Origin of the sequence: Streptomyces sp. SID10853, from assembly GCF_010548145.1 — a bacterium.
Lineage (GTDB): Bacteria > Actinomycetota > Actinomycetes > Streptomycetales > Streptomycetaceae > Streptomyces.
In genome coordinates this window covers 19,853-39,524 of the sequence record NZ_JAAGLN010000024.1, presented here as the reverse complement: position 1 = coordinate 39,524, position 19,672 = coordinate 19,853, and the positions used below count along the sequence as shown (strand labels likewise).

Here is a 19,672-nt window from a genome sequence, read left to right as displayed (position 1 = left end):
CTCACGCCTGTCCTTCTGCGGAATCGGGGGTGTGGGGGGACGAACCGTCGGCGCCGTCCTGCGGGCCGGCGCCCGGTTCGGGCGCGGAGCGGCCGCCCTCGAAGAACTGCTCCATCCAGTCGCCCGCCTCCTCGGGGGTCGCCCGGGACATGGAGCCGGTCCGGTTCTCGTCCGGCGGCAGGTCGGACGGGCGGTACTCGTCGCGGCGCGAGCGCCGGCGCGGGAGCCGTCTGGTCCGCTCGCCGCCCTGCTCGTAGAGCGGAATGGCCTGTTGGGCCGGGTCGGCGGGCACCGCGGGGCTCTGCGAGGTCTGCCCGGGGAGCGTGGCGGAGGGCGGATGGCCCGCCTCGGGGGCGGGAGCGGGCGGCGGTACGGAGGCCGGGCGGTCGGCGGGCGAACCCGGCGGGTCGATGGCTTCCAGTACGTGGCTGGGGATCAGCACCACGCCACGGACACCGCCGTACGGGGATGGCCCCAGGTCGACACGGAAGCCGTGCCGCCGGGCGAAGCGCCCCACCACCGCGAAGCCGGTCTGCGGGATCTCGCCGACGTCGCCGACGCCCAGGAGCCTGCGGCCCGAGGCGACTTCGCGTGCTTCGGCGAGCCGGTACTCGTCGAGGCCGAGGCCGCCGTCGTCCACTTCGATGACCGCGCCGCGCTGCACGGTCCGTACGGTCACCGGTACCGCGGTGCTCGGCGGGGAGTACTCGGTCGCGTTGGCGAGCAGTTCGGCGAGCAGATGGATCAGCGGTTCGACGACGGGCGCGGCGATCCCCACGTCGGGGTCGCCCGAGACCTCGACACGGGTGAACGCGACGATCCGCCCCGACGCGGCCCGCACCACGTCGACCAGGGCCAGCGGCTTCTGCCACTGCTGTCCCGGCCATTCGCCGCACAGCACCTTGAGGCTCTGGGCGTGCCGGGCCTGCTGGGTCGCCGCGTGGTCGACCCGCATGGTCGATTCGAGGAGTTCGGCGTCGCCCGGGTACCGGTCGGCGAGCCCTGTCACCGCGGCCTGGATCCGGTGTGCGGAGGTCTGGACCCGGCTGGCGAGCTCGACCAGGGCGAGCCGCTGTGACTCCTCGCGGTACTCGACGGCTTCCCGTACCTCACCGAGCAGCCGGTCGAGGAGCCGGGCCACGCTCTCGTCCAGCGGCCATGTCCCGTTCGACGGGCCCGGGTCCTCCCGGCCGGCCAGGGCCGCGGGCAGCCGCTGCCCGACGGCGTGCTCGACCTCGGCCTGGACCAGGTCGCTCTGCTGCTGGGCCCGGCGGCGCCACTCGGTGTCGCGCAGCGCCGTGCGGTCGGCCTGTTCCGCGGCTTCGCGCAGATGCCGTGCCGCGTCGGCGTCGGCCGCCCGGTGCTGCCGGCGCAGTCTCACCAGAAGCGTGAGCAGGGCCAGGGCCGCGACGAGGTACGCGGTGACCGGGACCGGGCCGGTGGCGCCGCTGCCCGCGAGCGGTACCACGGGGGCCGCGAGTGTGATGAGCGCGAGGCCCATGACCGCCGGCCAGAGATATGGCGTCCGTCGTGGCGGGGGGACGGACGCGGGAGAACGGGCCATGGAGAACCTTTGAATCGGCTTCGATTTGGCTGGGAGCCGTTGCTCGGATGGAGGAGAGCCACGGCCTCACGAGGGGGGTGTCACCACGCGACGGGCCGATGCGGCGACCACGGTCATGGGACCCGTGGCGGTGTCGTCCGTCGCCACTCTGACAGGCTGCCACCCCGCACTACACGTAACTGCACGAACACCCTCCGCCTACCGGACGGCTCAGCGAGATCGTATAGTCGCCGCGCTCATCCGCGGGGCCGTTTCCGGCCATACCGTCCGTATCGATCACGCACGGCATATTCCGGTCGGCTCACGCCGGGTACGGGTCGGGCAGCGGGACACCGGCGGCCGGGGCCGCGCCGCAGGCGGAATCCATCAGCATCCGGTACGCGGAGACCACCGCATCGTCATGGGTCACGAGGGCGTCGCCCCCCGGGCCTCCGACGACGGCGTGGTCCGGGATCTCCTGGACGGGAAGCCGGAGCAGTTCCAGCGGCGGAGCCCCGGTCAGGGCGTGCGGCCCGGCCGTCAGCGGCATGACCTGGAGGGTGATGTTCGGGCGGGCGGTCGCGCGCCGCAGGGCGTCCAGCTGCTCACGCATCACACCGGGGGACCCCACGCAGGTGTGCAGGGCGGCCTCCGGGATCAGCCCCCACAGAACGGCCTCCCGCTCCCGGAACCGCTCCTGCCTGGCCCGCAGGAACTCCGTACGCCGTGCCCGTACGGCGGGTGGCGCCTCCGGGTGCCGGACCGCCTCGACGGCCGCGGCGTAGGCGGGGGTCCGCAGCAGGTCGGGGACCAGTGCGGGGTGCCAGATCCGGACCACCCCTGCGGACGACTCGATGCCGATGACGTCCCGCTGCCAGGGGGGCAGGATGTCGCGCCAGCGGTGCCACCACCCGGGCTCGTTCGCCCTGACCAGGCTGGCCCTGATCCGCCGCGCGTCGTCCTCGGGGTGGTTGTAGTACTCCAGGAGGTCCCTGACCTGTCCGGCGTCCAGAGCTGTCTCCGCCCGCTCGATGCGCCGCACCGTGGCCTCGGACAGATCCAGCGCCGCCGCGACCGCGGCCAGGCCGCATCCGGCGCGCTCCCGGGCCAGGCGGAGCTGTTCGGCGACCACACGGTGCTCCAGGGTCGGACCTGAGCGGGCTCTCACGGCGTCCATCTCCTTCGCGGCGAACCGGGCAACCGTAGTGTCACATTCTGTGTGATTCACACTCTGACAGTTGCAGAGTATGCCGAACATGTTGATAGTGCATATATGTCTGAATTCGATGGTGATGCCTCTGCCGCGCACTCCGACGACTGGGGCGACTGGGACGACGACGCCAGGGAAGACTTCGCCTACCGCTGGTCGACGCCGCGCATACCCGAGGGGGTCGTCGACTCCCGGCAGCACGTCCGCGACGCCATGCTGGCCTGGGGCGAGCCGGAGGAGCGGACGGAGACCGCCGTCCTGCTGGTCTCCGAGCTCGTCACCAACTCCGTGCGCTACAGCGCCCGTTCGGCGACCGTACGGTGCTGTCTGCGGCGGTCCTGCTCCCGGATAAGGATCCAGGTGTGGGACGCGGGCGGTGACGGCATTCCGGCCCAGCGCCGGCCACCGGCGTGCGAGACGGAGCCGGACGGCGCGGCCCGGGCCGGTCTGTCGGAACGCGGCCGCGGGCTGCTCATCGTCACCGCCCTGGCAGCCGCCTGGGGCACCCGTCAGGACGCCGGCGGCCGGCTGGTCTGGGCGGACGTCTGACTCCGCGGCCCCTACTCGAAGCCCCTTCCTCGAAGCCCTGACCGGCGTCCTCAGCGCACAGTGATCCGGTGGAAGCGCCGCAGGGCCAGCGCCATGAAGGCGCCGGTGATCACACAAGCGCACAGCAGGGCGTACGGAAGAGCGTGCACGACGGGCCACGCGCCGCCCACCGGGACTCCGCCCGGCGGCGGGTTCCCGAAGAGCGCGCGCACAGCGGTGGCCGTCGCCGACACGGGGTTCCACTCCGCGACGGCCCTGAGCGGCCCCGGCATCGTCTCCGTCGAGACGAACGCCGACGAAACGAAGGTCACCGGGAAGAGCCAGATCAGTCCGGCACTCTGTGCCACCTCCACACTGCGGGCCATCAGCCCGATGGTGGCGCCGACCCAGGACATGGCGAAGGCGAAGAGCAGCACCAGGAGGTAGGCGAGGGCCGCATCGGCCACCGAGCCCGCGATCCGCCACCCGACGAGCAGTCCGCAGAGCGACGTCACGGTGAGCGTGACGACGCTCATGGTCAGATCGGACAGGGTCCGGCCCAGGATCACCGCCATTCTGGGCATCGGCAGCGACCTGAACCGGTCGACGATGCCCTTGTCCATGTCGTGGGCGAGCCCGAGCGCCGTGAAGGCCGCGTTGAAGGTGACCGCCTGCGCGAAGATCCCGCCCATCAGGAACGTCCGGTAGTGCGCGCCGCCGAGGCTCCCGCCGAACACATAGGCGAGGAGCAGGACGAACATCACCGGCTGGACGAGTGCGGCGATCACGGATCCCGGTGTGCGGCGCAGATTGAGCAGATTGCGCCAGGCGATGATGGTGGCGTCGCGAGCCACCCGGTTCATCCGTGCCACGGCTGTCCCTCCCCTGCTCCCGGGCCGGGGACACTCCCGGCGGATACGGCCGCTGCCACCGGCACACCCGCGGTCCCCCGGGAAGGACCACCGGTCAGGGCGAGAAAGACGTCGTCGAGCGTGGGCGGGGCCAGTTCCACGTCCTGCACCGCTATGCCGGCGAGCCGCAGACACCCCAGCGCGTACTCCAGGGTGTGCGCGCCGTAGTCGGTGGTGACCGTGAACCGGCCGGTACGCCGGTCGAGTTCGGGTTCATGGGCCCCGAGGGAGCCGAGTATCCCAAAGGTCTGCGACCTGGCCTCCGGGTCGGGGACGGTCAGCGCGAGGCGCTCGCCGCCCACCCTGGCCTTGAGGTCGGCTGCCGGGCCGCGCGCGATGGCGGTGCCCCGGTCGATGACGAGGATGCTGTCGGCCAACTGGTCGGCCTCTTCCAGGTACTGGGTGGTGAGCAGGACGGTGGTGCCGGCGCCGACGAGCTCCCGGACGGAGTGCCAGGTGTCGGACCGGCCGCGGGGGTCGAGGCCGGTGGTGGGCTCGTCCAGTACGACCACGGGTGGCCTGGCCACCAGGGCGCCGGCGAGGTCGAGGCGCCGGCGCATTCCGCCGGAGTACGTCCCGCTCGGCCGGTCGGCCGCCTCGTCCAGGCGGAAGTCGGCGAGCAGTTCGGCCGCCCTGCGCCGGGCGGCAGCCCGGCGCATTCCATAGAGCCTGGCCACGAGACAGAGGTTCTCGCGTCCGGTGAGCTTCTCGTCCACGGCGGCGTACTGGCCCGAGAGACCGAGTCTGCGGCGCACCCCTTCGGGGTCCGCGACCACGTCACGGCCCGCCACCCTGGCGTGCCCCGCGTCGGGTCTCAGCAGAGTCGACAGGATCCGCACCATGGTGGTCTTGCCCGCGCCGTTGGGGCCGAGGACACCGAGAACGGTTCCCGGAGGGACTTCGAGATCGACACCTCCGAGGGCCTGTTTCGCACCGAACCGTTTGGTGATCCCTTCCGCCTGGATCGCTGGGGACGTCGGCTGAGCCGTCATCACTGCCTCTCGTCGGGTGCGTTCGGCCCGCCGGGCACACACCCGGCGGGGCACTCTTACGGCAGGTCAGCCGACGGCGATCCGTGCGCTGCGGGGTGTCAGGTCGGTCCAGTTCCGGTCGACGTAGGTGAGGCAGGCACCGCGGTCGGCGGGCCCGAACACCGCGTCCCAGCCGGCGGGTACCGCGGCGAACGAGGGCCACAGGGCGTGCTGTCCCTCGTCGTTGACCACGACGCGGTGCTGGGTCTGCGGGTCGTCGAAGGGGTTGGTCATGACAGGTCTCCTTGTACGGTGCGGTGTGTGGCGCGCAGGGCTGCGGCCACGGTGGTTCCGATCTGCTCGCGGGCCGCGGGCTGCATCATCTGCGCGTGTGCGCAGGCCACGTCGTAGTTCTCGATCGGCCCGGTGATGTACGGCGCCCAGAGGCCGGTTCCGAAGGTGTCGGCGGGGCGGCCTTCGGCAGCGGTGAAGAAGAGCGCGGGCCCATCGAAGGTGCGGGGGGTGTAGGCCCGCATCAGCCGTGCCTGTCCGGCGAAGTTGTCCACCATGTGATCGATCGTGGCCGGTTCGAGGGCGCCCAGCGGGCTGCCGGTCCTGCGGAACTCGTCGCGTACCGTCGTGGCGTCCACGGGGGCGCCCGTGTCCAGCGCGGCCCCGTCCACGCCGAGGTTCCCGAGCAGCGCCCGGAAGACCGTGTCGCGGTCGGCGCTGTCCAGGTCGTCGAGCGGTGCGACGGGGAACGCGTCGAGGATGGTGAGCAGGGCGACGCGCTCCCCCGCCTCCTGGAGCTGGACGGCCATCTCCTGGACCACGTTCCCGCCGAACGACCAGCCGAACAGGTGGTAGGGGCCGTGCGGCTGGACCTTCCGCAGCTCCGCCACGTAGACGGCGGCCATCGCCTCGATGCTGGCGGGGAAGGGAGCCGAGCCGTCCAGGTTCGGGGTCTGGAGTCCGTACAGCGGGCGGCCCTCGTCCAGGTGCGGAAGCAGGCCGGCGTACGACCAGGCGAGGCCGCCCGCGGGGTGGACACAGAACAGCGGGGGGAGTTCACCGGCCGTACGCAGCGGCAGCAGCGTCGCCAGCGGACTGTCGGCCGCACCGTCGAGCCGGTCCGCGAGCCCGGCCGGGGTCGGGGCCTCGAACAGGGCGCGGATGCCGAGTTCCACGCCGAGCGCCGTACGGATGCGGCCGATGAGACGGGTCGCCAGCAGGGAGTGCCCGCCGAGCGCGAAGAAGTCGTCGTCGATCAGGACCTGGTCGAGTCCGAGCACTTCGGCGAAGAGCTGGCAGAGCACGTCCTCGCGCGGGGTACGTGGGGACCTGCCGCTCTCCCCGTCCCGGGTACGCGGTGCGGGGAGCGGCAGCGCCGCACGGTCGAGCTTGCCGCTCGGCGTCAGCGGCAGCCGCTCCAGCATGAGCCAGCCGGACGGGACCATGTACGCGGGCAGGTGGCGCGCCGCGTGGGCACGGAGCCCGGCGAGGTCGGCCGGTGCGGTGCTGTCGGCGGGCACGACACAGGCGGTCAGTCCGGCGCCGGCGCCGCTCCCGTGCACGACCACCGCGGCCGCGTCGACGCGCGGGTGGGCCGCCAGTACGGCGGCGATCTCGTCCGGCTCGACGCGGAAGCCGCGGACCTTGGCCTGGTTGTCGGAGCGTCCGGCGAATTCCAGCTCGTCGTCCCGGGTACGGCGGGCCCGGTCCCCGGTGCGGTACATCCGGGTGCCGGGCGGCCCGTACGGGTCGGGCAGGAAGGTACGGGCGGTCTCCGCGGGTCGGCCCGGGTATCCCAGGGCGAGGCTGTCGCCCGCGAGGTAGAGGTCGCCCACGACACCCGCGGGTGCGGGGCGCAGCGCGTCGTCGAGCACCTGGACGCGGGTGCCGGTCACGGGGGCGCCCAGGACCGGACGGGCCGCTGCCGTCAGCCGGGTCTCCAGGGTGTCGACGGTGGCCTCGGTGGGCCCGTAGAAGTTCCAGCCCTGCGTCCTGGGGGCGGCGCGCAGTTCGTTCCACAGCTCGGGCGGCACGGCTTCGCCGCCCAGGATCAGCACGGCGGGGTGGTGCGCGCCGTCGGCGAGCAGCCCGCTGTCCAGGAGCTGCCGGGCATGGGTCGGCGTGGTCTCCAGGACGTCGAGCCGGTCCGCCCGCACGCTCGCCACCAGGGCTTCGGGGTCGCGCCGTGTGAGGTCGTCCACGAGGTGCACGCGGTGGCCTTCGAACATCCACAGCACCGGGTCCCAGGCGGCGTCGAAGGAGAGCGTCGCGGTGAGCGCGGCGGTCAGCCGGGCCCGGCCCGCGGTGCGCGCGGCCGGTGCGAAGACCTGGTCGCTGTGGTGTTCCAGAAGACGTGCGAGGGAGCGGTGGGAGACGAGTACGCCCTTGGGCCGGCCGGTCGAGCCCGAGGTGTGGATCAGATACGCGGGATCGTCCGGGCCCGGGCGGTGCGGGGGGCCCGGTGCGGGCAGGGCCAGAGCGCCCGCCGACCGGTCGCTGTCGAGGACCGTGAGGTGCCACGGCCCGGGTATCCGCCCGGCGGTGCCGGCAGCGGTGACGACGGTGCGCGGCCGGGCGTCGTCGAGTATCGCTGTGATGCGTGCCGCGGGCAGGCTCTCGTCCACCGGCGCGTACACACCGCCGGCCTTGAGTATGCCGATGAGCGTGGCGACGGAGTCGGTGCACCGGGGAAGCAGGACGACGACCGGGTCACCGGGGCGCACCCCGGCGTCGGCGAGGAGCCCCGCGATGCGGTCGGAACGGGCGTCGAGTTCGGTGAAGGAGAGGCTGCCGTCGGGTGCGGTGACCGCGATGTCGCTGGTCCGCGCGGCGGCAACGGTCCGGGCGAAGCGGTCGAGCACGGTGCCAGGTCCGCCGTGAGCGGTCCGGCCCTGCCCGAGAGCGAGGAGACGGGTCTGTTCGGCCGCGGGGATCAGGGCGAGGCCGCGGACGGGGGTGTCCGGTGCGGCGGTCGCACCCTCGACGAGCCGGGCGAACCAGTCCGCGAGGTCGCGGGCGGTCCCGGGGTCGAAGAGGTCACGGCTGAACTCCAGCGTCCCTTCGAGCCGGTGGTCGCCTGCTTCGCCCCGCTCGGTCAGGCTCAGCGAGAGGTCGAACTTGGCTCCCCCGGTATCCACCGCGCTCATCTGCGCCTGGAGGCCGGGGAGTTCGAGCTGGGGACGGCCGGTGTTGTTCAGGGTGAGCATGACCTGGAAGAGCGGGTGCCTGCTCAGCGAGCGGTCGGGCCCGAGCTCCTCGACCAGCCGCTCGAAGGGGACGTCCTGGTGGGCGTAGGCCGCCAGATCGGCTTCGCGCACCCGGCCCAGCAGCTCCCGGAACGTGAGGGCGCCTTCGGTACGGACTCGCAGGGCGAGCGTGTTGACGAAGAACCCGACGAGTCCGTCCAGCTCCTCGTCGGTCCGGCCGGCGACCGGTGTGCCCACCGTGATGTCGTCGCCGGCCCCGGTCCGGTGCAACAGGGCGGTCAGTGCCGCGTGCAGCACCATGAAGGTACTGGTGGCGGTGGAGCGAGCGAGCCGGGTGACGGCATCGGTGATCTCCGGCGAGAACCGCAGTGCGACGGTGCCGCCCCGCCCGCTGGAGTGTGCCGGGCGGGGGCGGTCGGCGGGCAGCACGGTGTCGGACGGCGCCGAGTCCAGTTGCTTGCGCCAGTAGGCGAGCTGGCGCGCGGCCAGGCTGTCGGACCGGTCGGCGGCGCCGAGGACGGCGCGCTGCCACAGCGTGTAGTCGGCGTACTGCACGGGCAGCGGTGTCCAGGCCGGTGCACGGCCTGCCGACCGGGCGCTGTAGGCGCCGGCCAGGTCCTGTGCCAGCGGACCCATCGACCAGCCGTCCGCGGCGATGTGGTGGACCGTCAGAAGCAGGACGTGCTGGTCGTCGGCGAGCGCGAACAGCTCGGCTCGCAGGGGAAGTCCGCAGGCGAGGTCGAAGCTGCGGACGGCGGATGTGTGGAGGGCCTCGGCGAGCCCGGCCGGATCGGTGGCGGTCACCGGGAGTTCGGGGCGGGCGTCACCGGGAGCGAGCACGGTCTGCTGGGGACCGCCCCCGGTCTCCTGGATGAGGGTGCGCAGGCTCTCGTGCCTGGCCACCACGTCGGCCAGCGCGCAGCGCAGAGCGTCCCGGTCCAGCGTTCCGGTCAGCCGCACGGCGACGGGGATGTGGTAAGCGGCGTCGTCGGGGTCCATCTGGTGCAGGAACCACAGCCGCTGCTGAGCGGGCGAGAGCGGCAGCCGGTCCGGGCGGGCCGCCGGCCGCAGCACGGGCCGCGCCGCGCCCGCCGTACCGAGCCGTTCGGCCAGAGCGGCGGGGGTGGTCGCCTCGAAGAGCGTACGGACGGGGAGTTCGACGCCGAAGGCCGAGCGGATCCGGCTGACGAGGCGGGTGGCCAGCAGGGAGTGGCCGCCCAGGTCGAAGAAGTCGGCAGTGCGGGCGACACGTGTGTGTCCGAGGGTCTCGGCGAACAGGGCGCACAGGATCTCCTCCTGTGCCGAGTGCGGCGGGTCCGCCTGCTCGTCGCTCCCGGGCGCTCCGTCCGGCAGGGCGCCGAAGTCGACCTTGCCGTGCACGGTCAGCGGCAGCCCGGGTACGGGCACGACCGAGGACGGCACCATGTACGCGGGCAGCCGCCCGGCCACGAAGGTGCGCAGGGCACTCGGTGAGAGGTCCTGGCCGTCGCAGGGGACGGTCCACGCCACGAGCCGTCCCCCGCCGGACGCGTCGGGGCGTACGGTCACAGCGGCCTGGGCCACTGCGGCGTGCCGCAGGAGCGCCGCCTCGACCTCTCCGGTCTCGACCCGGAAGCCGCGGACCTTGACCTGGCCGTCGGCCCGGCCGACGTACTCCAGGTGTCCCCCGCGGCGGCGTACCAGGTCGCCCGTGCGGTACATCCGTGCTCCGGGCTCGCCGAAGGGGTCGGGCAGGAAGCGGTCGGCGGTGGCGGCTGCCCCGTTCTCGTATCCGCGGGCGAGGCCGGCGCCGGACAGATAGAGCTCACCGGTCACTCCCGGGGCTGCGGGGCGCAGCCGGTCGTCGAGCACCCTGGCGCGCATCCCGTCCACCGGCCGGCCGATGTGCGGGCGGGTCCCGGCGGTTATCCGCCCCATGACGCTGTCCACGGTGGCCTCCGTGGGCCCGTACAGATTCCAGACCGCGATGTCCTCCAGCGCCGCGAGTTCGTTCCAGAGCGCCTCGTTGACCGCTTCTCCGCCGAGGGCCAGCACTCGTGGGCGGGGCCGCCCGGGTGCGAAGAGGCCGCAGGCGCGGAGCTGTTCGAGAAAGGAGGGGGTGGTTTCCAGGACATCGATCGCGCTGGTGTGCAGGTAGGCGGTGAGCGCTTCGGGGTCGCGCCGTGACGCGTCGTCCACGAGGTGCAGTTCATGGCCCGCGACCATCCACAGCAGCGGATCCCAGGACGCGTCGAACGTGGTCGCCGCGGTGAGCGCGACCCGCAGCGGCAGTCCGTTGTTGGCCCGCTCCGCCGGTCCGATGAGCCGCTCCTGGTGGCCGGCGAGCAGACCGGCGAGCGAGCGGTGTTCGACGACCACGCCCTTGGGGCGGCCGGTGGACCCCGAGGTGTACAGCACGTACGCCGCGTCCCTGGGCCGGGGCGGCTGCGGCGCCGGGCCTGCCGTGCGGGGCTGCGGGATGGCGTCGCCGATGAGGAGCCTGGTGTGCTCGGTCGCGGGGAGCGCGCCGGCTGTTCCGGCGGTCGCCAGGACCAGGGCGGGCGCCGCCGTGTCGAGGATCAGCCGGTTGCGGGCGTGCGGGTGCGAAGGATCCAGCGGCACATAGACGGCGCCCGCGCGCAGCACTGCGAGCAGGGCCACGATGTGGAGCGAGGTGCGCGGCAGTGCGACCGCGACCCGGTCGCCGTGCCGGATGCCCGACTCGTGCAGCAGCAGGGCGAGTTGTTCCGTACGGTCACGGAGGCCGCCGAAGCTGAGGGCGCCGCCGGCGTCCACCACCGCGGTGCGGCCGGGGGTGACGACGGCCTGTGTGGTGAGGACGTCCACGACCGTACCGAGCGCGTCCGCCGGTTCGATGTGGCGGCCCTGCGAGGGTGTCCGGTCGTCCGCCGGGTCGCCGAGTGCGGCCGTGCGTTCGGCGTCCGTCAGGAATCCGGCGTCGGAGACCGGCCGGTCCGGGTGGTGCAGCAGGGCGGTCAGGAGGCGGGTGTAGTGGTCCGCGAAACGCTCGGCGCTCGCTCGGTCGAAGAGGTCCTCGCTGTACTCCAGTTCACCGGTGATCCCGGCAGGCGCCCCTGCCGCGTCATGGTGCTCGGCCAGGTCCCACGTCAGGTCGAACTTCGCGCCGGTGCGTCCGGCGTCCGGGTCGTGCTCGGCCTTGAGCCCCGGCAGGGAGACCACCGGCGCCGGAGCGTTGTTGAGGCTGATCATGACCTGGAAGAGCGGGTGCCGTGCGGGGGTACGCGGCGGGTTGAGTGCTTCCACGAGCCGCTCGAAGGGCAGTTCCTGATGGGCGTAGGCACTCAGGTCGGCGTCCCTGGTACGGCTCAGCAGCTCGTGGAAGTCAGGAGTGCCCGAGGTGTCCGTCCGCAGGACGAGGGTGTTGACGAAGAAGCCGACGAGTTCGGCGAGGCTCTCGTCGGTGCGCCCTGCGACCGGTGTGCCCACGGCGATGTCGTCCCCGGCGCCGAGCCGTGCCATCAGGGCGGCGAGCGCGGTGTGCAGCACCATGAAGGTGCTCGCGCCGTCGTGCGCCGCCAGGTCCACGAGGGCCCGGTGGGTGGCCGCGTCGATCCGCAGCGCGACGGTGGAGCCTCGCCCCGAAGGGCGGGCCGGTCGCGGCCGGTCGGCCGGGAAGGAGATCTCGGCTGGCAGCCCGTCCAGGGCCGCGGACCAGTGCTCCAGCTGGCTTCCCGCCAGGCTCTGCGGGTCTGCGGGGTCGCCGAGCAGAGTGCGCTGCCACAGTGCGTAGTCGGCGTACTGGACCGGCAGCGGATCCAGCTCGGGCTCCGTGCCGGCGCGGCGTGCGGTGTAGGCGTGCGACAGGTCGCGCAGCAGCGGGCCCATCGACCAGCCGTCCGCCGCGATGTGGTGCAGCGTCAGCACCAGCAGGTGGCTGTCGGGGCCGGTGGCGGTCAGCTCAGCCCGCAGCGGGAGGTCCCGGTCCAGGGCGAAATCGGCCCCGCCGGTACGGATGTGTGCCGTGTCCTGCCCGGGGGTGAGCAGTGGCACCCGGATGTCGTCCGGCGCGAGGACCCGCTGGTGGGGGCCTTCGTCGTCCTCGGCGAAGACGGTGCGCAGGCTCTCGTGGCGCCGTACGACGTCCTCCAGCGCGGCGGCCAGCGCCGCCCGGTCGGGCGATCCGGTCAGCCGCAGGGCGACCGGCAGGTGATAGGCACGTCCGCCTTCGCCCATCCGCTCGATGAGCCACAGCCGCTGCTGGGCGAAGGACAGCGGGATCCGTGCGGGGCGCGGGAGAGCGGGCGTCACGGCGGGCCGTGCTCCGTGCGCGGTGCCCAGCAGCGCGGCCAGCCCGGCCGGGGTGGGTGCTTCGAACAGCGAACGGATCGGGAGCTCTACGCCGAAGTGCGCACGCACCAGACTCACCAGCCGGGTCGCCAGCAGGGAGTGGCCGCCCAGTGCGAAGAAGCTGTCGTCCCGGCCGGCCCCGGGCAGGTCGAGGCACTCGGCGAAGAGAGCGCACATCTCGGCCTCTTCGGGGGTACGCGGCTCGCCTCCCGCCCGGGCCGCCACCGGGGCGGCGCGCGGGAGCCTGGCCGTGTCCAGCTTCCCGTTCGGGGTGAGCGGCAGCCGTTCGACGGCGGCATAGGCGGTGGGCACCATGTGCTCGGGCAGCACGTCCGTGAGGGCGTCGCGGATATCGGCGAACACCGGTGCGGGCGCCGCGCGGCTCACCAGGTAGGCGGCGAGCCGCTCCACTCCCCCGCCCGCCGGGCCGGCGAGCGTCACCGCGGCTTCGTCGACGCCGGGCAGCGAGCGCAGCGCGGATTCGATCTCACCGGTCTCGACCCGCTGTCCCCGTATCTTGATCTGCTGGTCGCTGCGGCCCGCGAACTCCAGGGTGCCGTCGTCGCTCCAGCTCACGAGGTCTCCGGTGCGGTACATCCGGCCGCCGCGTGCGCCGAACGGGTCGGGCAGGAACCGGTCCGCCGTCAGGCCCGGCGCGCTCTCGTAGCCGCGGGCGACGCCTTCGCCCGCGAGGTAGAGCTCACCGGTCGTACCGACGGGCAGCGGGTGGAGCGCCGAGTCCAGGACGTAGGCACGCGCACCGGACACCGGCCGGCCGATCGTCGGGGTCCCGCCGGAGATCCGGGTCGTGACCGCGTCGACCGTGGCCTCGGTAGGGCCGTAGAAGTTGAAGACCAACAGGTCCTGATGCTCGGCGAGTTGGGACCACAGCGCGGCGTCGACCGCTTCCCCTCCGAGCGCGATCACCTGGGGCCGGTGCACCGGAGAGCCGAGCAGTCCTGCCGTGATCATCTGACGGAGGTAGCTGGGAGTGGTCTCGATGGCATCGATACGCCGGTCCACCAGGAACGCGACGAGCGCCTCCGGGTCCCGGCGCGTCCGGTCGTCCACGATGTGCAGCTCGTGTCCGGCCAGCATCCACAGGACCGGGTCCCAGGAAGCGTCGAACGAGGTGGCGGCCGTGAGGGCGACACGCAGCCGGCGGCCGAGCGCGCGTTCCGCCAGGGCGTGGGCCTCCCTGCGGTGGTGGGCCAGCAGGTTGGTCAGGGAACGGTGCTCGACGACCACGCCCTTGGGGCGGCCGGTCGAGCCCGAGGTGTAGATGACGTACGCCGAGTCGCGGGGGCCGGGCAGCGCGGAATCCACCGGCGCGGACAGTGGCACGAGGGGGTCGGCTGCCCCCGGCTCCACCAGGGGCAGCGCGCCGCCCGGGTCGGTACGGTCCGCCGACTCCCGTGTCGCGACCAGCGCGACCGGCCGGGAGTCCTCGATCATGTGGGCGAGCCGGTCGGCCGGGTAGGTGGGGTCGAGCGGCACATAGGCGGCCCCCGTCCGCATGACGGCAAGCATCGCGACCACCAGCTCGGCCGAGCGGGGCAGTCCGACCGCGACCCGGGTGCCCGGGCCGGCGCCGATGGCGGCGAGCCGCGCCGCGAGGGAGTTCACCCGCGTGTCGAGCGCTCCGAAGGTCAGCCGGATGCCGCCCGACACCACGGCGGTGTCCAGCGGACGCTCACGGGCCTGGGCGGCGAACTGCTCGGGCAGCGTCCCGGTGGCAGGAGCCGCCTGCGGCGAGCCGGGCTCCGCGATGTCCCCCGAGGCCAGGGCTATGAGGCGACGCTGCTCCGTGTCACCGACGGTGCGCAGTGAACCGATCTGCCGGGTGGGGTCATCGGTGAAGGACTCGACCAGGCGCAGGAGGCGGTCATGGTGGTCCGCCAGTTCCCGCTGGGTGTACAGCCGTGGGTTGCCCAGCAGGTCGATCCGGAGTCCGCCGCCCCCGTACGAGGCGTGCACCGCCACCACCAGGTCATCGACCGGGCCGACGGAGAGGTTGTGCAGGGTGGCGGTGCGCGGTCCGAAACGGAGTGTGTCGTCGAACGCCAGCACATTGACGGAGGGACCCACCAGCCGGCCGCCCGCACCGGAGAGCCCTCGGTCGTGGCGGAGATCCTCCGAGGGGTACCGCTGATGCCGCAGCACATCGCGGGCCTCGGCCGACGCACGCTTCGCCACGTCGCACACCCGGTCGGCCGGAGAGACCCGCAGCCGCAGGGGCAGGATGTTGGAGAGCATGCCCGGTGTCGTACGGGACACGGCGGTCCGCCGCCCGGTGACCGGCAGCCCCAGCACGACCTCGCGCACACCGCGATTCCGCTGGAGATAGGCCGCCACGGCCGCCATGAAAAAGGTGGGCCAGGCGACGCCGGAGGCTCGGGCGGCAGTGCGCAGCCGTTCGGCCCCGGCCGCGCCGATCTCACCGCTCACCGCCCGGAATCCGTGTCCGGGGGCGGCCGCCTCCTCACCGGCGAGACCCACCGCCGGAGGGGCACCGTCGAGGTGACCGGCCCAGAACTCCTTGTCGGCGGCGCGCAGCCCGGACGACTCGTAGGCCCGGTCCTCGTCGATCAACGGCCCCAGCGGCGCGGGAAGTGACGCGACGGGCTCCGGGTCCGGCAGGGTCAACCGCGTGTAGGCGTCGGCGATCCGGCCGAGCGCGAGCACCGCGCTGTAGCCGTCCAGGGCGAGGTGATGCACCTGCTGGTGGAAGAAGTAGCGGTCAGCGGCGAGCCGGTAGAGCGTCATCCGCACCAGTGGCCCCGCGGCCGGGTCTGCCGCGGTCGCGAGATCCGCGGCCATCAGACGCCGCGCCTCACCCGCCGGGTCCTGGTGGCCGGAGAGGTCGACCGACGGGACCTCGACGCCGCTGTGCGGGCTGACCCGCTGATGCGGGACACCGTCGTGCTCCCCGAAGGTGAGCCGCATCGCCTCCGTCTCGCGGGTGACATGGCGGACCGCTTCCCTGAGACGTGCGAGATCGACGGGGCCGGGGATGACGGCGTACTGCGCCACGTTGTACGACGGGTTGCCCGGGTCCAGTTTCTGCGCGAACCAGAGCCCCCGCTGAGCGGCGGTCAGCGGGAGAGCCGCTTCCCGTATTCCGGCACGGCTTTGGCCCGCACTGCTGTCGCCGGTCCGCCGGATCTTCCGTCCGACCGGTACTCCGGCCCCTTCGTGACGAACCACAGCTACTGCCTCCGATGCCGACATCGCCTCAAATGCGCTATCAACAAGCACTTCGGAGCCGAGGACGCCATGGACTGCCCCTGTGGCCCAGATCACATGTGCGCGGCACCGAAGGGGCGAACCGGGGCCTTTGGGTCACCGGCTGGGACACGGAGGCAGCCCGGGAAGGGACTGCGTCACAACGGGCGCCCGGGACCAAGCCGGATCCGCTTCGGTATCGAATGACGGCGGAAACGCACGCCCGTCCGAGAGTTGGAGAACCCTTGAGGAATCCTGTTTCCCTGCCCCGCTGGGGCGCCGCCACCGCGGCCGCCGGTCTGCTGCTGCTGGCGTCCGCCGGCGGAGCCGCCGCTGCCTCCGCCCCCGCCGGTGCACGGCTGGGCGCGGCTCCCGCACACAGCACGGCGCGGCCGGCACCGGCCACGCCCTCACTCGCTGACGCCTACCACGGCGTACAGGGCGTCAACTTCTGTCTGCTGGCCCGCTGCACCGTCGGCGACCAGGGCACCGGTGCGGGGCCCACCGGGCCGAGCAACACCCAGGGGGCGAACTTCTGCCTGCTGGCTGTCTGCACCGTCCGCCCCTGACAGGGCCCAGCCCTGGCGCGGAGCAGCCCGCACGGTCTTCCTGACGGAACCGTGCGGGCGCCGCCCGGCGGCCTGCACGCCGCCGGGCAGGAAGCCTTCGCCATCAGGAGCGGGGCCCCCTGGAAGCCGTATGCTTCCGGCCGGCCAGGCCGAGCAGCCAGGGCACCGCCAGGTGGTGGACCGGTGCGGCCGCGGCCCACACCAGCCGGGAGAGCCGCCGGTGGTAGCGCACGAAGGTGACCCAGACGACGCCGGAGTCGTCCACGACCACGACGTTGCGGGCGGCGATCAGGGGTGAGCGCGCGTCGAGTGTCACCGACGCGGAGCCGGATTCCGTGAGCTCCCAGCCGAGGACGTGCCCCGGCGACGGCCTCGGACCCATTCGCAGCCCCAGTACGAGGGTCCAGCCCCGCAGCAGGATCCACCGCACCACCGCCGGAGCGTCCTCGAAGGTGGCCCGCGCCCACTGCTCCGGGGTCCCGGAACGCGCCTGCCGGGAGCGCAGTTCGAAGGCGGAGGCGTAGTCGGCCGTGGCGGACTCCCCGGCGGTCCGGGCCGCTTGCGGCACTTCCACCCGGCGCACCCGAGGATGTGTCATCAGAAGAGCCCCTTCCACTGCGGTCCGATCACGGGGGTCCGATCACGGCGGTCCAGTCACGGCGGTCCGGTCACGGCGCCACCGATTCTGCCGCCAGAAGCCCGCCGGCGCGGCGCGAACCGCGGGAATGTCCCGGGTGTCACCGCGGGAAGGTCTCAGGTGTCGAGGGGCAGCGGCTGCCAGCTCCAGTCGGCGACCTCGGGAAGGTCCGTGCCGTGTTCCCGGATCCAGGCGTGATGCCTGAGACGGGCGTCCTCCATGGTCTGGCGCGCGTGCGTGGCACGTACCGCGAGCCCGGGGACACGGTCGATGACGTCCAGGACCAGCCGGTAACGGTCCAGGTCGTTGCGGACCACCATGTCGAAGGGGGTCGTCGTGGTCCCGGACTCCTTGTAGCCGCGTACGTGCAGGTTCTCGTGACCGGTCCTGCGGTAGGAGAGGCGGTGGATCAGCCACGGATAGCCGTGGTACGCGAAGATCACCGGCTTGTCGCGGGTGAACAGCGCGTCGTACTGCATGGCCGACAGCCCGTGCGGATGCTCCGACTCCGGGAGCAGCCGGGCCAGATCGACCACGTTGACCACCCGCACCGCCAGCCCCGGCAGATGACGGCGGATCAGCAGGGCCGCCGCCAGCACCTCCTGGGTCGGTACGTCACCCGCGCAGGCCAGCACGACATCGGGCTCCTCGCCCTCCCGCTCGGTGCCGGCCCACTCCCAGACCCCTGCCCCGCGTGCGCAGTGGGCGCGCGCCTCGTCGAGGGTGAGCCAGTCGAAGCAGGGCTGCTTGCCCGCCACGACGACATTGACGTAGTCCCGGCTGTGCAGCACGTGTTCGGCGACGGAGAGCAGGGTGTTGGTGTCCGGCGGGAGGTAGACGCGTACGACTTCCGGGGACTTGTTGAGTACGTGGTCCACGAAACCGGGGTCCTGGTGGGAGAAGCCGTTGTGGTCCTGGCGCCAGACGTGCGAGGTGAGCAGGTAGTTGAGGGAGGCGATGGGGCGGCGCCAGGGCAGGGTGCGGGACACCTTCAGCCACTTGATGTGCTGGTTGACCATCGAGTCGACGATGTGGACGAAGGCCTCGTAGCAGGAGAAGAACCCGTGCCGGCCGGTGAGGAGATAGCCCTCCAGCCAGCCCTGGCAGGTGTGTTCGGAGAGGATCTCCATCACCCGGCCGTGCCGGTCGAGGTGCTCGTCGACACCGAGGGTCTCCGCCTGCCATGCCTTTCCACTGGCCTCGTACAGGGCCTGAAGCCGGTTGGACGCGGTCTCGTCGGGGCCCACCACCCGGAAGTCACGGCGCTCGGCGGTGGCCGCCATGACCGACTCCAGCAGATCGCCGAGGACCCTGGTCGGTTCGTGCAGGGTCGCACCGGGCCGCGCGACCTCCACGGCGTACTCGTCCAGGGCCGGTACGGGCAGGTCGAGCAGACGGAGACCGCCGTTGGTGTGCGGGTTGGCCCCGAGGCGCAGCGGTCCTTCGGGGACACAGGCCAGGACCTCGGCGCGGGGCCGTCCCGCCGGGTCGAAGAGGTCTTCGGGCCGGTAGGAGCGCAGCCACGTCTCCAGCTGCCTGAGGTGCTCGGGGTTCTCCCGCACCTCGGGCAGCGGCACTTGGTGGGCGCGCCAGGTGCCCTCGACCGGCAGCCCGTCGACGCTCACCGGGCCGGTCCAGCCCTTCGGCGTACGCAGAACGATCATGGGCCAGCGGGGGCGCTCGGTGCTGCCCTCGTCGCGGGCCGCCCGCTGGATGAGCGCGATGCGGTCCAGCGCGGTGTCCATCGCATCGGCCATGGCCCGGTGGACCGTGTCCGGATCGGCGCCTGTGACATGCAGGACGTCGTGCCCGTATCCGCTCAGCAGCCCGTCCAGCTCGGCCTGGGGGATGCGCGCAAGCACCGCCGGGTTGGCGATCTTGTATCCGTTCAGATGCAGGATCGGCAGGACGGCGCCGTCGTGCACCGGGTCGAGGAACTTGTTGGAGTGCCAGGACCCGGCGAGCGGCCCGGTCTCCGCCTCGCCGTCCCCGATGACGCAGGCGACCAGCAGGTCCGGGTTGTCGAAGACCGCTCCGTACGCGTGGGAGAGCGAGTAGCCCAGCTCGCCGCCCTCATGGATCGAGCCCGGCGTCTCGGGTGCGACATGGCTGGGGACGCCCCCGGGGAAGGAGAACTGGCGGAAGAGCCGGGCCATGCCCGCCGCGTCCCGCCCGATGTCCGGGTACGTCTCGGAGTAGCTGCCCTCCAGCCAGGAGTTGGCCAGGACGGCTGGGCCTCCGTGGCCTGGCCCCCAGACACAGATCGTGTCCTGGGCGCGTGCCTTGACGACACGGTTCAGATGCGTGTGGACCAGGTTCAGTCCGGGAGATGTGCCCCAGTGGCCGAGCAGGCGGGGCTTGATGTGCTCCGGCCGCAGCTCCTCGGTGAGCAGCGGATTGTCCATGAGGTAGATCTGGCCGACCGCCAGGTAGTTGGCGGCCCGCCAGTGGGCGACCAGTGACGCGAGTTCCTCGTCGGTGACCGCGGCCGGTGCTTCCGTGCTGGTCTCGCGCATGATGCTCCTTGCCTTGCGCCTGGGGCGTCTCGTCTT

The 19,672-nt window shown here is 72.7% G+C and carries 10 protein-coding genes; 2 read left to right on the top strand and 8 right to left on the bottom strand.

Features of this window, described 5'->3' with window-relative positions; translation table 11 throughout:
• Nucleotide 1: 1 nt before the first annotated feature.
• Both G3I19_RS07795 and G3I19_RS07790 read right to left on the bottom strand, forming a co-directional pair.
• On the bottom strand, nucleotides 2-1,564 hold the full coding sequence (locus tag G3I19_RS07795; RefSeq protein ID WP_239074055.1) for an ATP-binding protein: 1,563 nt from the start codon (nucleotides 1,562-1,564) through the stop codon (nucleotides 2-4).
• A gap of 301 nt (nucleotides 1,565-1,865) precedes the next feature.
• Entirely contained in the window at nucleotides 1,866-2,711 is an 846-nt protein-coding gene (locus tag G3I19_RS07790; protein WP_164261105.1) for a DUF5753 domain-containing protein, read from the bottom strand.
• 105 nt (nucleotides 2,712-2,816) lie between these two features.
• Between G3I19_RS07790 and G3I19_RS07785 the strand changes: the two genes are divergently transcribed.
• A complete protein-coding gene (locus G3I19_RS07785) occupies nucleotides 2,817-3,302 on the top strand; it encodes an ATP-binding protein (protein ID WP_164261069.1) in 486 nt (161 codons plus the stop codon).
• Nucleotides 3,303-3,352: 50 nt separating this feature from the next.
• Here G3I19_RS07785 and G3I19_RS07780 read toward each other — a convergent pair whose 3' ends face one another.
• The 4 genes from G3I19_RS07780 to G3I19_RS07765 all read right to left on the bottom strand — a co-directional run bounded on the left by G3I19_RS07780 (nucleotide 3,353) and on the right by G3I19_RS07765 (nucleotide 15,809).
• A complete protein-coding gene (locus tag G3I19_RS07780) occupies nucleotides 3,353-4,153 on the bottom strand; it encodes an ABC transporter permease (protein WP_164261066.1) in 801 nt (266 codons plus the stop codon).
• The gene (locus G3I19_RS07775) at nucleotides 4,141-5,184 is read right to left on the bottom strand and encodes an ATP-binding cassette domain-containing protein (RefSeq protein WP_164261063.1); all 1,044 of its coding nucleotides are present in this window, start codon (nucleotides 5,182-5,184) and stop codon (nucleotides 4,141-4,143) included. Before G3I19_RS07775 ends, G3I19_RS07780 begins: the two co-directional genes overlap by 13 nt.
• A gap of 66 nt (nucleotides 5,185-5,250) precedes the next feature.
• Complete coding sequence (locus tag G3I19_RS07770) at nucleotides 5,251-5,457, bottom strand: MbtH family protein (RefSeq protein ID WP_164261059.1); 207 nt, start codon at nucleotides 5,455-5,457, stop codon at nucleotides 5,251-5,253.
• Nucleotides 5,454-15,809: an amino acid adenylation domain-containing protein gene (locus G3I19_RS07765; protein ID WP_343235020.1), complete on the bottom strand. Its 10,356-nt coding sequence runs from the start codon at nucleotides 15,807-15,809 to the stop codon at nucleotides 5,454-5,456. The genes G3I19_RS07770 and G3I19_RS07765 overlap by 4 nt, the downstream gene beginning before the upstream one ends.
• Before the next feature lie 350 nt (nucleotides 15,810-16,159).
• Here G3I19_RS07765 and G3I19_RS07760 point away from each other — a divergent pair, with 350 nt between their 5' ends.
• Entirely contained in the window at nucleotides 16,160-16,483 is a 324-nt protein-coding gene (locus G3I19_RS07760) for a hypothetical protein (RefSeq protein ID WP_164261040.1), read from the top strand.
• A gap of 103 nt (nucleotides 16,484-16,586) precedes the next feature.
• On the opposite strand, the gene G3I19_RS07755 is transcribed toward G3I19_RS07760, so the two are convergent.
• Together G3I19_RS07755 and G3I19_RS07750 are read right to left on the bottom strand one after the other, a co-directional pair.
• On the bottom strand, nucleotides 16,587-17,081 hold the full coding sequence (locus tag G3I19_RS07755) for a DUF2867 domain-containing protein (RefSeq protein WP_164261037.1): 495 nt from the start codon (nucleotides 17,079-17,081) through the stop codon (nucleotides 16,587-16,589).
• A 155-nt stretch (nucleotides 17,082-17,236) separates the two neighbouring features.
• The gene (locus G3I19_RS07750; protein ID WP_164261034.1) at nucleotides 17,237-19,636 is read right to left on the bottom strand and encodes a phosphoketolase family protein; all 2,400 of its coding nucleotides are present in this window, start codon (nucleotides 19,634-19,636) and stop codon (nucleotides 17,237-17,239) included.
• Nucleotides 19,637-19,672: the final 36 nt, after the last annotated feature.